Origin of the sequence: Phenylobacterium sp. (assembly GCF_030693625.1) — a bacterium.
GTDB lineage: Bacteria > Pseudomonadota > Alphaproteobacteria > Caulobacterales > Caulobacteraceae > Phenylobacterium > Phenylobacterium ferrooxidans.
In genome coordinates this window covers 1-16,535 of record NZ_JAUYAF010000021.1, presented here as the reverse complement: position 1 = coordinate 16,535, position 16,535 = coordinate 1, and the positions used below count along the sequence as shown (strand labels likewise).

Annotated in this window: 14 protein-coding genes; 8 read left to right on the top strand and 6 right to left on the bottom strand. The window is 68.5% G+C overall.

The window, feature by feature from the left end; genetic code table 11:
* Positions 1–93: 93 nt before the first annotated feature.
* Positions 94–273, bottom strand: a complete 180-nt coding sequence (locus Q8N10_RS04415; RefSeq protein WP_215338773.1) for a DUF1328 domain-containing protein — start codon at positions 271–273, stop codon at positions 94–96.
* Between the two features lie 74 nt (positions 274–347).
* Positions 348–1,556, bottom strand: coding sequence for a hypothetical protein (locus Q8N10_RS04410; protein ID WP_304774471.1), 1,209 nt, complete (start codon positions 1,554–1,556; stop codon positions 348–350).
* A gap of 167 nt (positions 1,557–1,723) precedes the next feature.
* Here Q8N10_RS04410 and cobT point away from each other — a divergent pair, with 167 nt between their 5' ends.
* From cobT to Q8N10_RS04395, 3 genes are all read left to right on the top strand, one after another.
* Positions 1,724–3,676, top strand: coding sequence for a cobaltochelatase subunit CobT (gene cobT / locus Q8N10_RS04405; protein WP_304774470.1), 1,953 nt, complete (start codon positions 1,724–1,726; stop codon positions 3,674–3,676).
* A complete protein-coding gene (locus tag Q8N10_RS04400; RefSeq protein WP_304774468.1) occupies positions 3,673–4,635 on the top strand; it encodes an esterase-like activity of phytase family protein in 963 nt (320 codons plus the stop codon). The genes cobT and Q8N10_RS04400 overlap by 4 nt, the downstream gene beginning before the upstream one ends.
* A gap of 73 nt (positions 4,636–4,708) precedes the next feature.
* Positions 4,709–5,455 (top strand): dienelactone hydrolase family protein, encoded by a 747-nt coding sequence (locus tag Q8N10_RS04395; protein ID WP_304774466.1) that lies wholly within the window; start codon positions 4,709–4,711, stop codon positions 5,453–5,455.
* Between the two features lie 180 nt (positions 5,456–5,635).
* On the opposite strand, the gene rpmB is transcribed toward Q8N10_RS04395, so the two are convergent.
* Positions 5,636–5,941 carry a 50S ribosomal protein L28 gene (rpmB, locus tag Q8N10_RS04390; RefSeq protein WP_304774464.1) on the bottom strand — a complete coding sequence of 102 codons (306 nt, stop codon included), beginning with the start codon at positions 5,939–5,941 and terminating at the stop codon, positions 5,636–5,638.
* Positions 5,942–6,317: 376 nt separating this feature from the next.
* On the opposite strand from rpmB, the gene Q8N10_RS04385 reads away from it, so the two are divergent.
* A complete protein-coding gene (locus Q8N10_RS04385) occupies positions 6,318–9,266 on the top strand; it encodes a TonB-dependent receptor domain-containing protein (RefSeq protein WP_304774462.1) in 2,949 nt (982 codons plus the stop codon).
* Here the strand turns inward: Q8N10_RS04385 and Q8N10_RS04380 are convergent.
* Both Q8N10_RS04380 and Q8N10_RS04375 read right to left on the bottom strand, forming a co-directional pair.
* Positions 9,263–9,838 carry an NUDIX domain-containing protein gene (locus Q8N10_RS04380; protein ID WP_304774460.1) on the bottom strand — a complete coding sequence of 192 codons (576 nt, stop codon included), beginning with the start codon at positions 9,836–9,838 and terminating at the stop codon, positions 9,263–9,265. The two genes, Q8N10_RS04385 and Q8N10_RS04380, sit on opposite strands and share 4 nt — an antisense overlap.
* Complete coding sequence (locus tag Q8N10_RS04375; RefSeq protein ID WP_304774458.1) at positions 9,835–11,643, bottom strand: DUF4153 domain-containing protein; 1,809 nt, start codon at positions 11,641–11,643, stop codon at positions 9,835–9,837. Before Q8N10_RS04375 ends, Q8N10_RS04380 begins: the two co-directional genes overlap by 4 nt.
* A 144-nt stretch (positions 11,644–11,787) precedes the next feature.
* On the opposite strand from Q8N10_RS04375, the gene Q8N10_RS04370 reads away from it, so the two are divergent.
* Genes Q8N10_RS04370 through Q8N10_RS04355 form a run of 4 tightly spaced genes read left to right on the top strand, consistent with a single transcriptional unit; the run spans position 11,788 to position 15,429 of the window.
* Entirely contained in the window at positions 11,788–12,417 is a 630-nt protein-coding gene (locus Q8N10_RS04370; RefSeq protein WP_304774457.1) for a TetR/AcrR family transcriptional regulator, read from the top strand.
* Complete coding sequence (locus Q8N10_RS04365) at positions 12,414–13,385, top strand: HlyD family secretion protein (RefSeq protein WP_304774455.1); 972 nt, start codon at positions 12,414–12,416, stop codon at positions 13,383–13,385. The genes Q8N10_RS04370 and Q8N10_RS04365 overlap by 4 nt, the downstream gene beginning before the upstream one ends.
* Positions 13,382–14,299 (top strand): ABC transporter ATP-binding protein, encoded by a 918-nt coding sequence (locus tag Q8N10_RS04360; RefSeq protein WP_304774453.1) that lies wholly within the window; start codon positions 13,382–13,384, stop codon positions 14,297–14,299. Before Q8N10_RS04365 ends, Q8N10_RS04360 begins: the two co-directional genes overlap by 4 nt.
* Positions 14,296–15,429, top strand: coding sequence for an ABC transporter permease (locus Q8N10_RS04355; RefSeq protein ID WP_304774451.1), 1,134 nt, complete (start codon positions 14,296–14,298; stop codon positions 15,427–15,429). The genes Q8N10_RS04360 and Q8N10_RS04355 overlap by 4 nt, the downstream gene beginning before the upstream one ends.
* Before the next feature lie 67 nt (positions 15,430–15,496).
* Here Q8N10_RS04355 and Q8N10_RS04350 read toward each other — a convergent pair whose 3' ends face one another.
* The gene (locus Q8N10_RS04350; protein ID WP_304774449.1) at positions 15,497–16,447 is read right to left on the bottom strand and encodes an IS110 family transposase; all 951 of its coding nucleotides are present in this window, start codon (positions 16,445–16,447) and stop codon (positions 15,497–15,499) included.
* Positions 16,448–16,535 lie beyond the last annotated feature (88 nt).

Sequence of the window (16,535 nt, the reverse complement as noted above, 5' to 3'; positions counted from 1 at the left end):
CGACGAGGCCGACTCGCTCACGCGACAGGCTCGAAACAGAAAAGGCGCGGAGGTGACTCCGCGCCCTTGTCCGTCTCAGATTTCAGAGGCGGCTCAGCCTCCGCTGATCTTCTTGCCGACGAAGGCGCCCAGCGCCAGGAACAGCACGAAGCCGATCACGGCCACAAAGAACAGCAGCTTGGCGATACCCGCCGCCGCGCCGGCCATACCGGTGAAGCCGAGCGCGCCCGCGATCAGCGCGACCACGGCGAAAATCAGGGCCCATTTCAACATGTTGAACTCCAGCCAAAGACATCAGGGGTCTTGCTGGCTCAACGCGGGGCAACGCCGTCGCGTTCCTGTGGCGATCAGGCCGCCAGCAGAGGCAGAGCCTCCGGCGGCTGCATGCGGCCGCCGACCGGCGCCGTCTGCAGGCGACAGACGCCCGAGCCCGTCACGAACGGCACGTGAGCTGCAATGCAGGCTTCCAGCTCCACGCGGTTTCGGACGTTGGTGACCGCCGCCCAGATCTGCTTCTTGCGATAGAGCCCCAGCCGTTCGGCGAACCGGCGCAACACCGCGAGCCGAGCCCGCTGGTCGCCGCTGGGCAGGACAAGGGTCACGCTCGTGACCGCGTTGGGCGCCAGCTTCTCCACCTCGAAGCCGGGATCTTGCGTGCGCAGGTCGATATTGGTCACGTACTTCAACAGGGAGGCCCGGACGGTGGCCAGGGCCGTGAAGGCCGGGTCGCGGGGTACATCATAGACCGCCGCCGCCAACTGGCCCTTCGCCGCTGGAGGCAGGGTGGCGAGCATCTCCTCATAGGCCGCGCGCTGGGAGGCGCGGACGATGTTGGAGTAGCAGATGGGCAGGTAGAGCATCGAATGGGGCCCAGGGCCCGCCAGCATCCGTGCCGCCACGGCCAGGCAATCGGCGTCGAAAGCCTGGGGATCGGCGGGCATGTGCTCGTCGCCTTCCACCAGGCTGAGGTGGGTCCTCAGGGATCCTGGAGTTGAGCTGACCACGTCGCCGACAAAGACGCTGCGCAGGGTGAAGTAGATCCCCTGGACTCCGTCCAGGGACGGCATGGGGTGCTTGGCGGCCGCCTCGGCGATATCCGCCAGGGCTGCTTGCTGGGTCACCCAGATCGGTCCGACGGGAGCTCCGGGCGACAGGGCAGGTTCGTCGCCGGTTCGGTTGGGGGCGGCTTCGACGCGGCTCAGCCGGCCGCCGGGCGGTAACAGGGACGGATCCAGCAGGGCGGCGCTTACGGCCGCGTCGTCGAGGGCCGCGAAGGCCTGGACCGCTTCAGCGGAGCCCTCGAACAGCAGCAGGCCGACCTTGCCGGCCTCGTCGTCACCCTCGCCGAACAGCTTGATCTGCAGGTCGTCGCCCAGCCGCGCCAGTTCCTGGACGTCCAGCTCATCGGCGCGCGGATCGGTCAGCAGGAAGGAGTAGTGGGTCAGGGGCGTGAACTGGCGCGGCCACTGCCATTTTCCCTCAAGATAGATCCCTGAGAACTTGGCGACCAATGGCCCGAGGACGGCCGGCTTCAGGCCCGTCTTCTCCGCATCCACCGCCACTCTCAGACACGCAACCGCCGTCACCGCACTCACTCCACCTGTTCCTCGGATCATCGTGGCGCGTGAAAGTGTAAACACATCCTACGACCGGCCTGCGGCACTCAGCCGCACCACCAACAGGACTTTCCTCGGTTCACTCCGACGCGCTATGGAAGTTGGCCATGGCCAAGAACCCGGAAAGCCCGCTCGAGCCCTTCAAACGCGCCCTTGCGAACGCTGCGCGCTCGCTGGCCGAGTCGCCCGACCTGGAGATCGTCTACTCCGGGGAAGGTCCCGTGCTGTCGGGCAATCGCGCGGTCTTGCCGCACCCGCCCCGCGACCTCACGCCGACAGACGCCGCGCGCATCCGTGGCCTGGCCGACCAGATGGCCCTGCGCATCTCGCACCACGACGCCCAGGTCCATGCCCGCACCCGCCCCGGCTCGGCCCTGGGCGCGCCGGCCTATGACGCCCTGGAACAGGTTCGGATCGAAGCCATCGGCTCCAATGCGCTCGGCGGCGTGCGGGAGAACCTGAAGGTCGTGCACGAGCAGGCCTGGCTCAAGCGCCCCTTCAATCCCGTCGACGCCCAGGCCAATCCTCCGATGGCCGAGATCGTCGCCCTGATGGCCCGCGAGCGGCTGACCGGGGTGGAGCCGCCGCCGAACGCCAAGCTGCTGGTGGACATGTTCCGCGACGAGATCGAGGCCCGAGCGGGCCAGGATCTCGACAAGCTGATCGACAAGATCGACGACCAGAAGGCCTACGCCAAGATGGCGCGCACCATCCTGCGCGACCTGTCGATGGGCGACGACCTCTCGGACGCCCCCGACCAGGCCGACCAGGACGACGAGGATGGCGACGAGGGCGAGGCTGAAGCCGCCGAGGACGGCGATGAGGGCGATGGCGAGGGGCAGTCCCCGCAGCAGGCCTCCATGGACGACAGCGAGGCGACCCACAGCGAAAGCGAGGACGCCGACAGCCAGATGATGCAGGCCGAGGATGATCCCAACGCCGAGGATTCTGACGAGCCGCCGGAGCTGGGCGAGGGCGAGCAACCCGCGCGGCCGGACCCGAAGGGCGACGCCAAGACCCCCACATACAAGGTCTTCACCACCGCCAACGACGAGATCGTGGCGGCCGAGGAGCTTTGCGACCTCGAGGAGCTGACCCGGCTGCGCGCCTATCTCGACCAGCAGCTCGCCAGCCTCTCCAGCGTGGTCTCGCGCCTGGCCAACAAGCTGCAGCGCAAGCTGATGGCCCAGCAGAACCGCTCCTGGACCTTCGACCTGGAGGAAGGGCTCCTGGATGTGGCCCGCCTGACCCGGGTGATCACCGACCCCACCGCCTCGCTGGCCTTCAAGGAAGAGGAAGACACCGAGTTCCGCGACACGGTGGTCACCATCCTGATCGACAATTCCGGCTCCATGCGCGGCCGCCCGATCATGGTGGCCGCCGTCTGCGCCGACATCCTGGCCCGCACCCTGGAGCGCTGCGGCGTGAAGACCGAGATTCTGGGCTTCACCACCCGGGCCTGGAAGGGCGGCACGAGCCGCGAGGACTGGCTGAAGGCCGGCAAGCCGGCCCAGCCGGGCCGCCTGAACGACCTGCGCCACATCATCTACAAGGCCGCCGACGCCCCGTGGCGCCGCGCCAAGCGCAACCTTGGCCTGATGATGCGCGAAGGCCTGTTGAAGGAGAACATCGACGGCGAGGCCCTGATGTGGGCGCACCAGCGGCTGATCGGCCGCACCGAGGCCCGCCGCATCCTGATGGTGATCTCCGACGGCGCGCCGGTGGACGACTCGACCCTGTCGGTGAACTCCGGCCACTACCTGGAGCGCCACCTGCGCGAGGTGATCGCCGAGATCCAGGACAAGAGCCCCGTGCAGCTGATCGCCATCGGCATCGGCCACGACGTCACGCGCTATTACCGGCGCGCTGTCACCATCGTGGATGTCGAGCAACTGGCCGGCGCCATCGTCGACCAGCTGGCTGAGCTGTTCAATGAAGAGCCGCGCAGGCAGACCCGCAAGACCGCGGGCCTGCTGGCCCCACCGCCCAATACGCAAGGCCCCCAGGGCGGCGCGACCCGGCGGTCCACCTTCAAGGAAGTCCGGAGAGCCGTGGCGTGAAACGACTGATCCTGGGAGCCGCGCTCGCCGCGCTCACCGCCTGCGCGCAACCGTCCACCCTGCCCAAGGGGCCGATGGCCGCAGGCTCCGGGATCACCATCACCGCCACGCCGGTCGCGCTCAACCCGCAGGACCCGTCACAGGATCGCATCGGCGACTTCGTCTATGCGGGCGGCCTGGTGCTCTCGTCGGACCAGACCTCGCGCTTCCATGGACTGTCGGACCTTCGGGTGACCCAGGATCGCAAGCTGGTCTCGATGAGCGACGAGGGCGACCTGCTGGAAAGCCGCGTCCTGCTGGACAAGACCGGCCGCTTGGTCGGCGTCGGTCCCGGCAAGCTGACGGTCCTCACCGGGCCGGACGGAAAGCCGCTTCAGGGCAAGAAGGAGGCCGATTCTGAGGGCTTGGCCTTCATGCCCAATGGCGACCGGCTGGTCAGCTTCGAGGCCATCGACCGCATTCTGCTCTATCCGGCAAAGGGCGGCGCCGCCCGGGTTGTTCCCTCGCCGGTGGACGCCGGCTTCCCCCCCAACGGCGGCATGGAGGCCCTGGCCTTCGATCCCGCTGTCGGCCCCGACGGCTACATCACCGTCGGTGAGGACTCCGGCGAGACCTGGACCTGCCGCGTCACCGCGGCCTGCGTGAAGGGTCCAACCCTGGAGAAGCCGCCTGAGTTCGGGGTGGTTGCGGTCGACAGGCTGGCCGACGGGAAGACCGCCTGGCTGTTCCGCGCCTGGGACCCCGTGCGCGGCAGCCGCATCACCCTGAAGATCCTTGGCCCCGCCGGCGAGGTGGCGCGCATGGACATGGCCAAGCCCCTGACCGTCGACAATCTCGAAGGCGTATCGGCGGTGCCCGGCAAGGACGGCGCGATCCGGTTCTACCTGCTCTCCGACGACAATTTCTCCAATTCCCAGAAGACCATCCTGCTGGCTTTCGACTGGAAGCCCGCGAAGTAGATTTTCAGAGCGCGGGATGCGGGCGGAAAACCGGTTCCCACTTTTCCTCATCCCGCTTAGCGAGGCCGCCATTATGAGCCAGACCGAGATCGCCCTTCCCACCCCGGAGGGCGAGGCGCGCGCCTTCATCTTCAAACCCGACTCAGGCGTTGGCCCCTGGCCCGCCGCGATCATCGCCATGGACGCCCCGGCCATTCGGCCGGCCCTGTTCGAGATGGGCGAGCGCCTGGCCGCCGCCGGCTACTACGTGCTGCTGCCCGACCTGTTCTGGCGCGCCGGCCCCTACCCGCCCCTGGACATCGCCGCGGCCCGCGCGGGCGACAAGGAGGCCAGCGAGCTGTTCGCCAAACTGCGGGCCAGCACGGGCGCGGGCCGGCAGATGACCGACGTGAAGGCCTGCCTCGACTTCATCGCGGCCGATCCGGCCGCCAAGCCGGGCAAGGTGGGAATCACGGGCTATTGCATGGGCGGCTCCATCGCCCTGCGCGCAGCGGGAACCTACCCGGACCGCATCGGGGCGGCGGCCTCCTTCCACGGCGGCAACATGGCCACCGACGACGAGCGCAGCCCGCATCTGCTGGCGCCTGCGATCAAGGCCAAGGTGCTGGTGGCCGGGGCCATAGAGGACCGCAGTTATGACGAGGCCCAGAACACCCGGCTCATCAAGTCCCTGAGCGAGGCGGGCGTGGACGCCGAGGTGTCGATCTGGGAAGGCTGCAAGCACGGCTGGGTGCCCACCGACATGCCGGTGCACAATCCCGACGGCGCCGAGCGCCACTGGCGCGAATTGATCGCCCTGTTCGATGAGACGCTGAAATAGAACCCCCTCATCCGCTCATCCCGGCGAAGGCCGGGACCCAGATACATCCACCGCTCTGAGGATGCTTGGCGCAGGTCGCGACCTACGACCTGGATCCCGGCCTTCGCCGGGACGAGCGGGTAGAAAAGAAAAAGGCCGGCGTCACCGCCGGCCTTTTCCAAATCTGCTTGGCGCTTGCGCCTAGGCGGCGGCGGCTGGCGCTTGCGCGGCGAGCTTGGCCTTCAGCTGGCGCTTGATCTTGAGGGCGCGGGGCGAGAGCTGCTCGTCCTTGGCCTTGACCAAGAAGATGTCCAGGCCGCCGCGGAAGTCCAGGGTGCGGCGGGCCGCATTGGAGATGCGCAGCTTGAAGGTTTGCCCGAGCGCATCGGACTGCAGGCTGGCAGGGGCCAACGCCGGCAGGAAGCGGCGCTTGGTCTTGATATTCGAGTGGCTCACATTGTTGCCGACCATGGGGCCGATACCGGTGAGTTCGCAGCGACGCGACATGGCTTAAGACCTAAGCGAGAAAGAGTGACGGCGGGCGGACCCGCGCGAGAGCGGGCGATATAGTCGAAGGTAAGCGGCGGCGTCAAGGCGGAGCCGCCTTTCACACCGCTTCATCGCACTTTCCTGTCGCCACGCCAAACCACCCGCGGACCGACCGTCTTGTGTCCCCAAGCCCTTAGGATACAATACCTTGTAGGGAACAAATCCCGAATCCGGCCGAGTCAGCGATTCGGTCCTGATTCGTTGCGGCCACGTTCCGGCGCCGCCGCCTGAACCTTAACCCACTCCTTTTCCGTCAGTAGCGAGAAGGCTCGCCTTCCCCTAGCTTGGGCTGCAAATCACCCGCATGGGTGGATCCAGGGGACGGGCGTTCAACATGAAGACAGCGGACCTGATGTGCGCCGGCGCCCTGGCGGGGTTGCTGAGCTTGCCTGCCGCTCCGGTCCTGGCCCAGGACGCCGAGGTCTCCGAGATCGTGGTCACCGGCAGCCGGATCGCCCGCAAGGACTATGTCTCCGAGAGCCCCATCGTCACGGTGGGCCAGGAGCAGATCGCCGCCGTCGGCATGGTGACGATCGAGAACACCCTGAACCAGCTTCCCCAGTTCACGCCGTCCAATGGCTCGGGCACCAACACCACCAACTTCGTGACCACGCCCGGCCAGGCCTACGCCAACCTGCGCGGCCTGGGGCCGACCCGCACCCTGGTGCTGATCGACGGGCGCCGGGTGGTGGCGGGAAACCCCAATGCGGTGGTCGATCTCAACACCGTGCCGACCTTCCTGGTGGACACGGTGGAGACCATCACCGGCGGCGCCTCGGCGGTCTATGGCTCTGACGCCATCGCGGGCGTTGTGAACTTCAAGCTCAAGCGCAATTTCGAGGGCCTGCAGGTCGACGCCCAGTTCGGCGTCACAGAGCAGAACGACGCCGGCCAGCTCACGGCGTCCGTGGGCTGGGGCCGCAATTTCGAGCGCGGTGCCCTCGCCGTCGCCGCCACCTATGACAAGCGCGAGGGCCTGCTGGCGGCGGACCGCGACTGGTCGGCCGTGGGCTATTCGATCCTCACCACCGGCCTGACGCCCTCAGGCGCGGCGACGATCCCCGACGGGCGCTTCGATCCGGCATCGAACGCCGGCGGCGCAGCCAACCTGCCCAGCCAGGCGGCCATGAACACAGTGTTCGGCGCCTATGGCTTCGCACCCGGCACGGTGGCCCGCGGCGCCAGCCTCTCTTTCAACGCCGACGGCAGCCTGTTCTCCACCGCCCCGGTGAACAACTATACGGGCGTGCGCGATGCGGGCTTCTCGGCCGCCAGCTACACCTTCAACAGCGCCGCCTATCGCTACCTGAACCTGCCCTTGGAACGGTGGAGCCTCTACGCCTCGGGCCGCTACGACCTGACCGACAGCCTCGAGGCCTACGGCACGGCCAGCTACACCACCTATGATGTCTCGCGGCAGCTGGGCCCCGCCTCGGCCAGCGACGGCGCCTTCCCCGGCCCCGACATCGTGGTCCCGGTCACCAACCCCTTCATCCCCACCGACCTGCGCACCCTGCTGGCGTCGCGCGCCGATCCGACCGCGGCCTTCTATCCCCGCCGCGCCTTCAATGAGGTGGGCGGCCGGCTCTCCAACAACACCTATGAGACGATGCAGCTGGTGGCGGGCCTCCGTGGAGCCCTGCCGATCAAGGACTGGAAGTGGGACCTCTACGCCAGCCACGGCCAGATGGATCACACCGAAAGCCAGGTCGGCAACGTCAGCCGGTCGGCCATGCGCACCCTGACCTTCGCTCCCGACGGCGGTGTCTCCATCTGCGGCGGATTCAACATCTTCGGGGCCGGCAAGGTCAGCCCGGGCTGCGCGGCCTATATCGCCCGCGACGTCGCCAACTCGACGACCATCAAGCAGACGGTCGTCGAGGGCTATGTGACCGGCAGCCTCATCGACCTCCCGGCCGGGCCGCTGAAGTTCTCGGCCGGCGCCCAGCATCGCAAGGACGACTTCGACTATTCACCCGACCTGCAGTTGCAGGGGCCCGATATCGTCGGCTTCAACCCGGCGGTCCCGGTCAGCGGCGACATCACCTCCAGGGAGCTGTACGCCGAGCTGCTGGTCCCGGCGCTGGCCGACCTGCCCCTGATCCAGAGCCTGGACGTGACGCTGGGCGGCCGGGTGGCGGACTATTCCACCACCGGCCAGGTCAGCGCCTACAAGGCCGACCTCACCTGGAAACCGGTGTCAGGCCTGCTGATCCGCGGCGGCTATCAGAGAGCGGTCCGCGCCCCCAACATCGCCGAGCTGTTCTCGCCCCAGTCCGTGGGCTTCCTCGGCATCGGCTCGCCCGGGACCGGCACCACGGCGGGCGATCCCTGCGACGTGCGCTCCTCGTTCCGCAACGGCGCGAGCGCGGCGGCGGTGCGCGGCCTGTGCCTGTCGCAGGGCGTGCCCGCCGCGATCATCGACACCTTCAACCAGGCCTCGACCCAGGTGGAGATCGTGGGCGGCGGCAATCCCAGCCTCACCGAGGAGACCGCTGACAGCTTCACGGCCGGGGTGGTCTGGACGCCTGCGGTCGACGCGCCCTTCCTGCGGCGGTTCAGCGTCAGTCTGGACTACTACAAGATCGAGGTGGCCGACGTGGTGGGGACGATCGGCGTCCCGACCATCCTGGCTTCCTGCTTCAACGCCGATGGATCCAACCCAGGCCTCTCCAACGCCAACTTCTATTGCAGCCGATTCTCGCGCCTGAGCTCGGGCCAGATCACCGGCGTCGCCCAGACCCAGGTGAACCTGGCCTCGGTGAAGACTTCCGGGATCGACGCCCAGGTGGACTGGGGCTTCGGGCTGGCCGACCTCGGCCTGCCGGAGAGCACGGGCGCCCTGGCCTTCAACCTGGTGATCTCCAAGCTCGACAGCTTCGAGCGCCAGGCGCGGCCGAACGCGGCCTTCATCGACTATGCCGGAACCATCGGCGCCGACCTCTCGGGCGGCGCCCTGCCGGAGTGGAAGTCGGTGCTGTCGGCCACCTGGGCCGTCGGGCCGGTGCGGACCACCCTGCGCTGGCGCCATATCGCCGCCATGACCGACGCCCGCAGCGTGCCGACCTTCAGCCCCACGGCGGTGAACACGCCCGACTACGACGTCTTTGACCTGTCGGGCTCCTGGAAGGTCGACGACCGGGTCACCCTGCGCGGTGGAGTGAACAACCTCGCCGACAAGGACCCGCCCTACTTCACCAGCTACCCCAACTCCAACACCGATCCCTCGACCTTCGACATCCTGGGCCGGCGGTTCTTCGTGGGGATCAACGCGAAGTTCTAGGTGCGCTCGGTCAGCAGCAGGTGCTGGATCAGCATGATGGTCTTGGCGTCGACGATGACGCCGTCGGTGACCATCCGCAGGGCGTCGGTGAGGGGGACCTCCAGCACCTCGATGTCCTCGCCTTCGCCCGCGTGGCCGCCCCCGGCGCTGACCTTGTCGGCGGGCGAGTAGCGGGCGGTGAAGAAGCTGAGCTGCTCGGTGACGCTGCCAGGGCTCATATAGACCTTGAAGACCGGGGTGACCGACGAGAACCGGTAGCCCAGCTCCTCCTCGGCCTCGCGCTTGATGGCGGTCTCCGGATCGTCGGCGTCCAGCAGACCGGCGGCGGCCTCGATCAGCGGCTCGATATGGCCGGTGACATAGGCCGGGATGCGGAACTGGCGGGTGAGCAGCACGGTCCCGCGATCAGGGTCGTAGGGCAGGATCACCGCCCCATCGCCGCGATCATAGGTCTGGCGGACCTGGGTCTCCCAGGTCCCGTCGTGGCGGCGGTAGTCGAAGGTCACCCGCTTCAGCGTCGCCCACTCGTCGGAGAGGGTGTGGAAGACGAGGTTGCGGACCTGGTCGCTCATTTGGTCTCCGGCGGCGGGGGCTTGATCTCGGACACGATGGCGACGTCGCCCGCCGTACCATCGGGGCACTTGTCGCTTTCGGGCACGACCCGCAGGCGGCGGCCGGCCACCACGACGTCCGCCAAAGGATTCGGATCGGCGTTCACCGCGAACTGGCCCGCCTTCAAGGCCTCGCCGTCCTTGTCGCAATAAGATCCGGAGAGCGTCCCGATCCGGGTCCAGACGCCGCCGGCCTGCCGGTAGACGCGGCGGTCGCCCATGGCGAACACCACCACTTCGGGCGAGGCGTCGCCGTCAAGGTCGGCCACCACGGCGTCGCACAGACGGCCGGGTTCGCAGTTCTGCAGCGGGTCCTCGAAGCTCTTCCAGGTCTGTTCGAGGAACCCGACCGGGAAGGCGCCGCCGCCGGCGACACGGACCAGTTCCTTGCGCTCCACCACCGAGGTCGTGGCCTCGCCGTAGCGGGCCTTGCGGGCCAGGGCCGAGGCGGCCCGCTTGGCGATCTCCGCGGCGCCCGGCCCGGTCTTGCGGGCGGCGAGCGCCTTGAGGGCGTCCATCCCCGGCTTGCCGGCCTCGAAACGCAGGAACAGGTAGTCGAACTTGTCTGGCGTCACCGCGCCACGATCGAGGCGCGCAAGCTGGTCGTTCACCGACAGCCGGCTGGGATTGGCCAGGGGCGAGAAGAGGGCCAGCAGGATGGCCACCACCAGGTGGGCGGCGATGACGTTGGTGACCTCCAGGCGCTTCAGCCAGGGCCCAGGCCAGAAGACGCTGGCCGCGTATCCCACGGAATAGACAACGGCTACGATGGTGCAGGCGACACCGTAGATGCGGTCCGGTGTCAGGCCGTACTGACCGATGCGCAGGATCAGGCCATAGGCGGCGATGGCCACCAGGGGCGCGATGATCACACCGGTGACCCGGCCGGCCCACTTCAGCGCGACGGGCGGATGGTCCTCGGCCTCGCCTTCCTGATAGGCGGCGTTGAGCAGGACGATGAGGGCCGCGGCGGCCGAGAGCAGGATGCCCGCCGCGCTCTTGGTGTCCCACAGCAGGGTCAGGCCCGTGAACGGCAGGGCGATGAGGAAGCCCGCCCCGATGACCGCCATCACCGGCAGCAACCAGGACAGCAGGGTCAGGGCCACGGTGCGGATGCCGCGCACCAGGCTGGCGCGCACATCGGTCAGGTGGATGGCCAGGGCGAAGAAGGTGGTGGTGGCCGGGAAGGCGAACCAGGGCTTCTGGATGGTCTCGCCGACCCACTTGATACCGATCAGGTCGAACAGCGCCCCGCCCAGCCAGAGCAGCAGCCACAGGGCCCCGACGAACAGCACGGCCAGGGCCAGGCGCACGCCGTCCTTCCAGGTCTGCTCGAAGTAGCGATCGTAGCTGGCGATCCAGCGGCGATCAGCGTCGGCGCCGGTCACCAGGTGATGGGCGATGAACAGGCTCACGGCGGTGAAGATCACCAGGGGCGGGCCCGGCCAGTGCTCGGCGCCCATGTCGGGAACCGCGATGGTCCCGTGATAGGCGCCCAGCGCGGCCACCACGACGGCGACGGCGGCGCCCCAGATGACCAGGGTCCGGGTCCGCAGGGGGTGCAGGCCGCCCAGCAGCACCACGGGCAGGAACAGGATCAGCATCGCGCAGGCGCAGAACAGCGGCGAGGAGACGCCGTCGATCAGGCCGTGCTTCTCCCACTCGTTCAGGCCGTACAGCGCCAGGCCCTGGGCGAACCCGATGGCGACGCGGGCGATGGCGATCGGTCGTGACGCCTGACCGTGATCAGTTTCCCCGGCGAACATGATGGTTCCTCCCCAACTCACCTCACGGTCGCATGGCGGGCGGCGAGCACCAACAAGCTTGGCAGATTGATGGAATAGAGTCGGCTTGCCACGCCCAGGCTTGGGGCGTATTGATAACTGACCAGTCAGTTATTTAGAGCGCCCATGTCCCTCCCCGCCGGCCAGCCGAAGTTCCGACGCCGCAAGGCCGATCGCCCCGACGAGATCGTGGCGGCGGCCTTCGAGGTGTTCGCGGAAAAGGGCTTCGCCGCCGCGCGGCTGGACGACATCGCCGCCCGGGCCGGGGTGTCGAAGGGGGCGATCTACCTCTACTTCGCCACCAAGGAGGACATCTTCCAGGCCGTGGTGGAACAGGGGGTCGCCCCCAACCTGCACAATCTGGCCGCCCTGGCCGCCGCCAATCCGCAGACCTTTCCCGACCTGATCCGCGCCTTCGCCAAGGTCATGGCCCACGTCGCTTCCACCACGCCGATCGGGGGGATCATCAAGATGGTGATCGGAGAGGCGCGCAACTTCCCGGAGCTGGCGCGGGTCTGGCACGACCGGCTGATCGTCCCGGCCCTCGGCGCCCTGACAGGCGCCATCGCCGCGGCCCAGGCGCGCGGGGAGATCCGCCCCGGCGACCCCCGCCACTATGCGGCGGGCCTGATCTCGCCCCTGCTGGTGGGGGTGATCTGGCGCGAGACCTTCACCCCCGTCGGCGCCGAGCCCTTCGACCTGCCGGCCCTGATGGAGCAACACGTCGAGACCCAGCTGCGGGGAATGGTCCCATGAAACAACGCCTGCTCGTCATCGCCCTGCTGCTGGCGGCCGCCGGCCTGATCGCCGCCCTGGTGCTGACCCCCAGGCTGAACCGATCCAACGTGCTGACCGGCTATGTGGAGGGCGAGCCGCTCTATCTGGCCGCGCCGGTCTCAGGGGCGGTGGCCCAGGTCCATGTCCAGCGCGGCGACCGGGTGAAGGCCGGTGACCGGCTGTTCGTGGTCGACCCCAAGCAGCTGGCGGCCCAGCGCCAGCAGGCCCAGGCCGAGGTGGGCGCCGCTCAGGCCCAGGCGCGGGACGCGCGCAAAGGCCTGCGGCCGGTCGAACTGGCTGTCTATGACGCCAACATCATCGCCGCCGAGGCCCGCGCCCGGGACGCCGCGGCCGACATGCGCCGGATCGAGCCCCTGGTGCGCAAGGGCGTCTATGCGCCGGCCCGCCTGGACGATGTCCGCGCTGCCCTGCAGACCGCCAACGCCCAGCTGGCGGCCGCCCGGCGGCAGCGCGACGCCGCCGCCCTGGGCGCCCGTGACGGCCAGGTCCAGGCGGCCGACAGCCGCGTCGCCCAGGCTGAGGCGGGCCTCTCGGCGGCGGACGCCCGCCTCTCCGACCTCGCCCCCGTCGCGCCCTCCGACGCGCGGGTGGAGGAGGTGTTCTTCCAGCAGGGGGAATGGTCGGTGGCCAACCAGCCGGTTGTCTCCCTGCTCCCTGACGACCGCATCAAGCTGCGGTTCTTTGTGCCGGAACAGAGCCTGTCGGCCTATCGCCCCGGCTCCGTCGTGCGCTTCGCCTGCGATGGCTGCGCCAAGGGGCTGACCGCCAAGATCACCTTCGTCAGCCCGCGCCCCGAGTTCACTCCGCCGATCATCTACAGCCGCGAGGCGCGCGACCGGCTGGTCTATATGGTGGAGGCCAGGCCCAGCGCCCGGCTGAACCCGGGCCAGCCGGTGGACGTCACGCCCCTGGAGCCGGTCCGGTGACGCTGGCCATCGACGTCCACGGCCTGAACAAGAGCTTCGGCGACAAGCATGTCGTCCAGGACGTCTCCCTGCAGGTGGCGGAGGGGCGCATCTGCGGTTTCCTCGGCCCCAACGGCTCGGGCAAGACCACGACCCTGCGGATGCTGTGCGGCCTGCTGACCCCCGATAGCGGTGAAGGGACCTGCCTGGGCCTGAACATCATCAGCCAGGCGGGCGCCATCAAGCGCCAGGCCGGCTACATGACCCAGAAGTTCTCGCTCTATGAGGACCTGACCCTGGAGGAGAACCTGATGTTCTCCGCCCGCGTCCACGACCTGGATCGCCGCAAGGACCGGGTGGCCCACGCCCTGGAACGCCTGGGCCTGATCGAGCGGCGCAGCCAGCTGGCCGGCACGCTGTCGGGCGGCTGGAAGCAGCGGCTGGCCCTGGCGACAGCGACCCTGCACGAACCCAAGCTGCTGCTGCTGGACGAGCCCACCGCCGGGGTCGATCCCAAGGCGCGCCGCACCTTCTGGGACGAGATCCACGCGCTGTCGGCCGAGGGGCTGACCGTGCTGGTCTCCACCCACTACATGGATGAGGCCGAGCGCTGCCATGAGATCGCTTACATCGCCTATGGCCAGCTGATCGCCCGGGGCACGGCCGACCAGGTGATCGCGGGCTCCCACCTGGTCACCTTCAACGGCGAGGGCGCCGGGATCGACCGGCTGGCCGGCGAGATCAGCCGGCGGCCCGGCGTCGAGATGGCCGCCCCCTTCGGCGCGGCCCTGCACGTCAGCGGGACCGACCGCGCTGCCGTCGAAGCCGCCATCGCCCCCTATCGCCGCGAACCCTTCCGCTGGACCGAGGTCGAGCCGACCCTGGAGGACGTCTTCATCCAGCTGATGGACGGCGCGGAGGACAACTTCCGATGAGCGCCTTCTCCGCGACGCGGGTCTGGGCGGTGCTGATCAAGGAGTTCAAGCAGCTCACCCGCGACCGCCTGACCTACGCCATGATCCTGGCCCTGCCGGTGGTGCAGCTGCTGTTGTTCGGCTACGCGATCAATTCCGAGCCCCGCCACCTGCCCACCGCCGTCCTGGTGCAGGAGGACAGCGTCTTCGCCCGCTCGGTCCTTTCGGCTCTGCACAACAGCGCCTATTTCGACCTGGTCGCCCAGGCGCGCAGTCCCGCCGAACTGGACGAATTGATCCGCCGGGGCGAGGTGCAGTTCGCCATCACCATCCCCGGCGACTTCACCCGTCGCGTGGCGCGGGGCGACAAGGCCCAGATTCTGGTGGAGGCCGACGCCTCCGATCCCTCGGCCACCGGCCCCGCCCTCGCCGCCCTGGCGGCTTTGCCGACCCAGGCGCTGGTGGGCGATCTGAAGGGCGCGCTGGCGCCGCGGATGCAGGCCAGGCCCGCGTTCGAGGTGGTGGTCCACCGCCGCTACAATCCGGAAGCCGTCACCGCCTACAACATCGTGCCGGGCCTGCTCGGCGTGATCCTCTCCATGACCCTGGTGATGATGACCTCGCTCAGCGTCACCCGCGAGACCGAGCGTGGCACCATGGAGAGCCTGCTGGCCACGCCCGTCGAACCGATCGAGGTGATGATCGGCAAGCTGGCGCCCTATGTCCTGGTGGGGGTCGCCCAGACCCTCATCATCCTGACCATCGCCAAGCTGCTGTTCCAGGTGCCGATGCTGGGGGGCTGGCTCGGCCTTGGCGTCGGCGTCAGCCTGTTCATCGTGGGGTCGCTCGCCCTGGGTTTCCTGATCTCCACGGTGGCGCGATCGCAGCTGCAGGCCATGCAGATGAGTTTCTTCTACATCCTGCCGTCGATCCTGCTCTCGGGCTTCATGTTCCCCTTCCGGGGCATGCCGGGCTGGGCCCAGGCGCTGGGCGAGATCATCCCGGTCACCCATTTTCTGCGGGTGGTGCGCGGCGCCCTGCTGAAGGGCCAGGGGCTCGAGGACATGTGGCGCGAGCTGGCGGCGTTGCTGGCGTTCGTGTGCGTGGTCACGGCGCTGGCGATGGCGCGGTATCGGCGGACGCTGGACTAGGTGTTCGCCACCTTCTCCCCTTGCGGGAGAAGGTGGCGCGCGAGAGCGCGCCGGATGAGCAACCATGTTAAGTGGGTTGTCTAATCCAGGGCTGTTGCCGGCTGAGGACGAGGTTTGCGGCCTCGATGAGTTTTCTCATGACGGCGACGACGACGAGCTTTGCGGGCTTGCCTCGTGCGACGAGCTGATCGGCGAAGGCCTTGAGGCTTGGGTCGTGCCGCTTTGCGCTGATGGCGGCGAGGTAGAGCATCCGCCGTGGGCGGGTTCGTCCGCCGGCGATGAAGCGCTGGCCCTTCCATTGTCCTGAGTCCCGGTCGTAGGGGGCGACGCCGGCCAGCGCTGCGGCCTGGCCACGTTTCATTTGTCCCAACTCGGGCATGCGCACCACCAGCGTGGCGGCGACGATGGGGCCGACGCCGGGCAGGGAGATCAGCAACCGGAAACGGGCCAGCAGATCGGGATTGGCCTTGATCTGGGCCAGCACCTGGGCGGCGAGCTTGGCCTTCAGCCGGGTCAGGGAGGCGATCTGGGTCTTGAGCGCCTTGGCCACGTCCTTCAGGGTGACGTGCTCCAGGAAGGTCTTCAGCTCAGCGGCCTTGTCGGTGATCTGCTCATAGGCCGTCAGCCGCTCGGCCAGTTCGACAAGCCTGGGGTCCTGGGCCGCCTTCACCGCCTCCACTTGGGCGGTGGCCGCCGCGATCAGCCGGGCGTCCAGCCGATCGTTCTTGGCGCGGCGACGCTTCAGCTTGGCGAACAGCTTCACCTCCATCGGCTGGTGGACCACCACCTCCAGCCCCGCCGCCTCTAGCGCCGAGCGCGCGGCCCGCTCGTAGCCGCCGGTCGCTTCAAGACCCACACGGCCCACCTCGCGCGCCTTCAGCCAGGCGACCAGCTCGGCAAGGCCCGCAGGCCCGTTGTCGACCTGCGTCGCGTCTTCAAGACCATGCACCGCCACGTCCAGCTGATGCTTGCCCACATCGACGCCCGCAACCTTCGTGTTAGACTGAACCTGTTCCACCGACCCCTCCTTGTGGCTCCGGACCTCAAAGTCCCTGCAACCATCCGGGTCATGGAAACGTCAGTGGCGACCCTGCTCATCCTCAGCT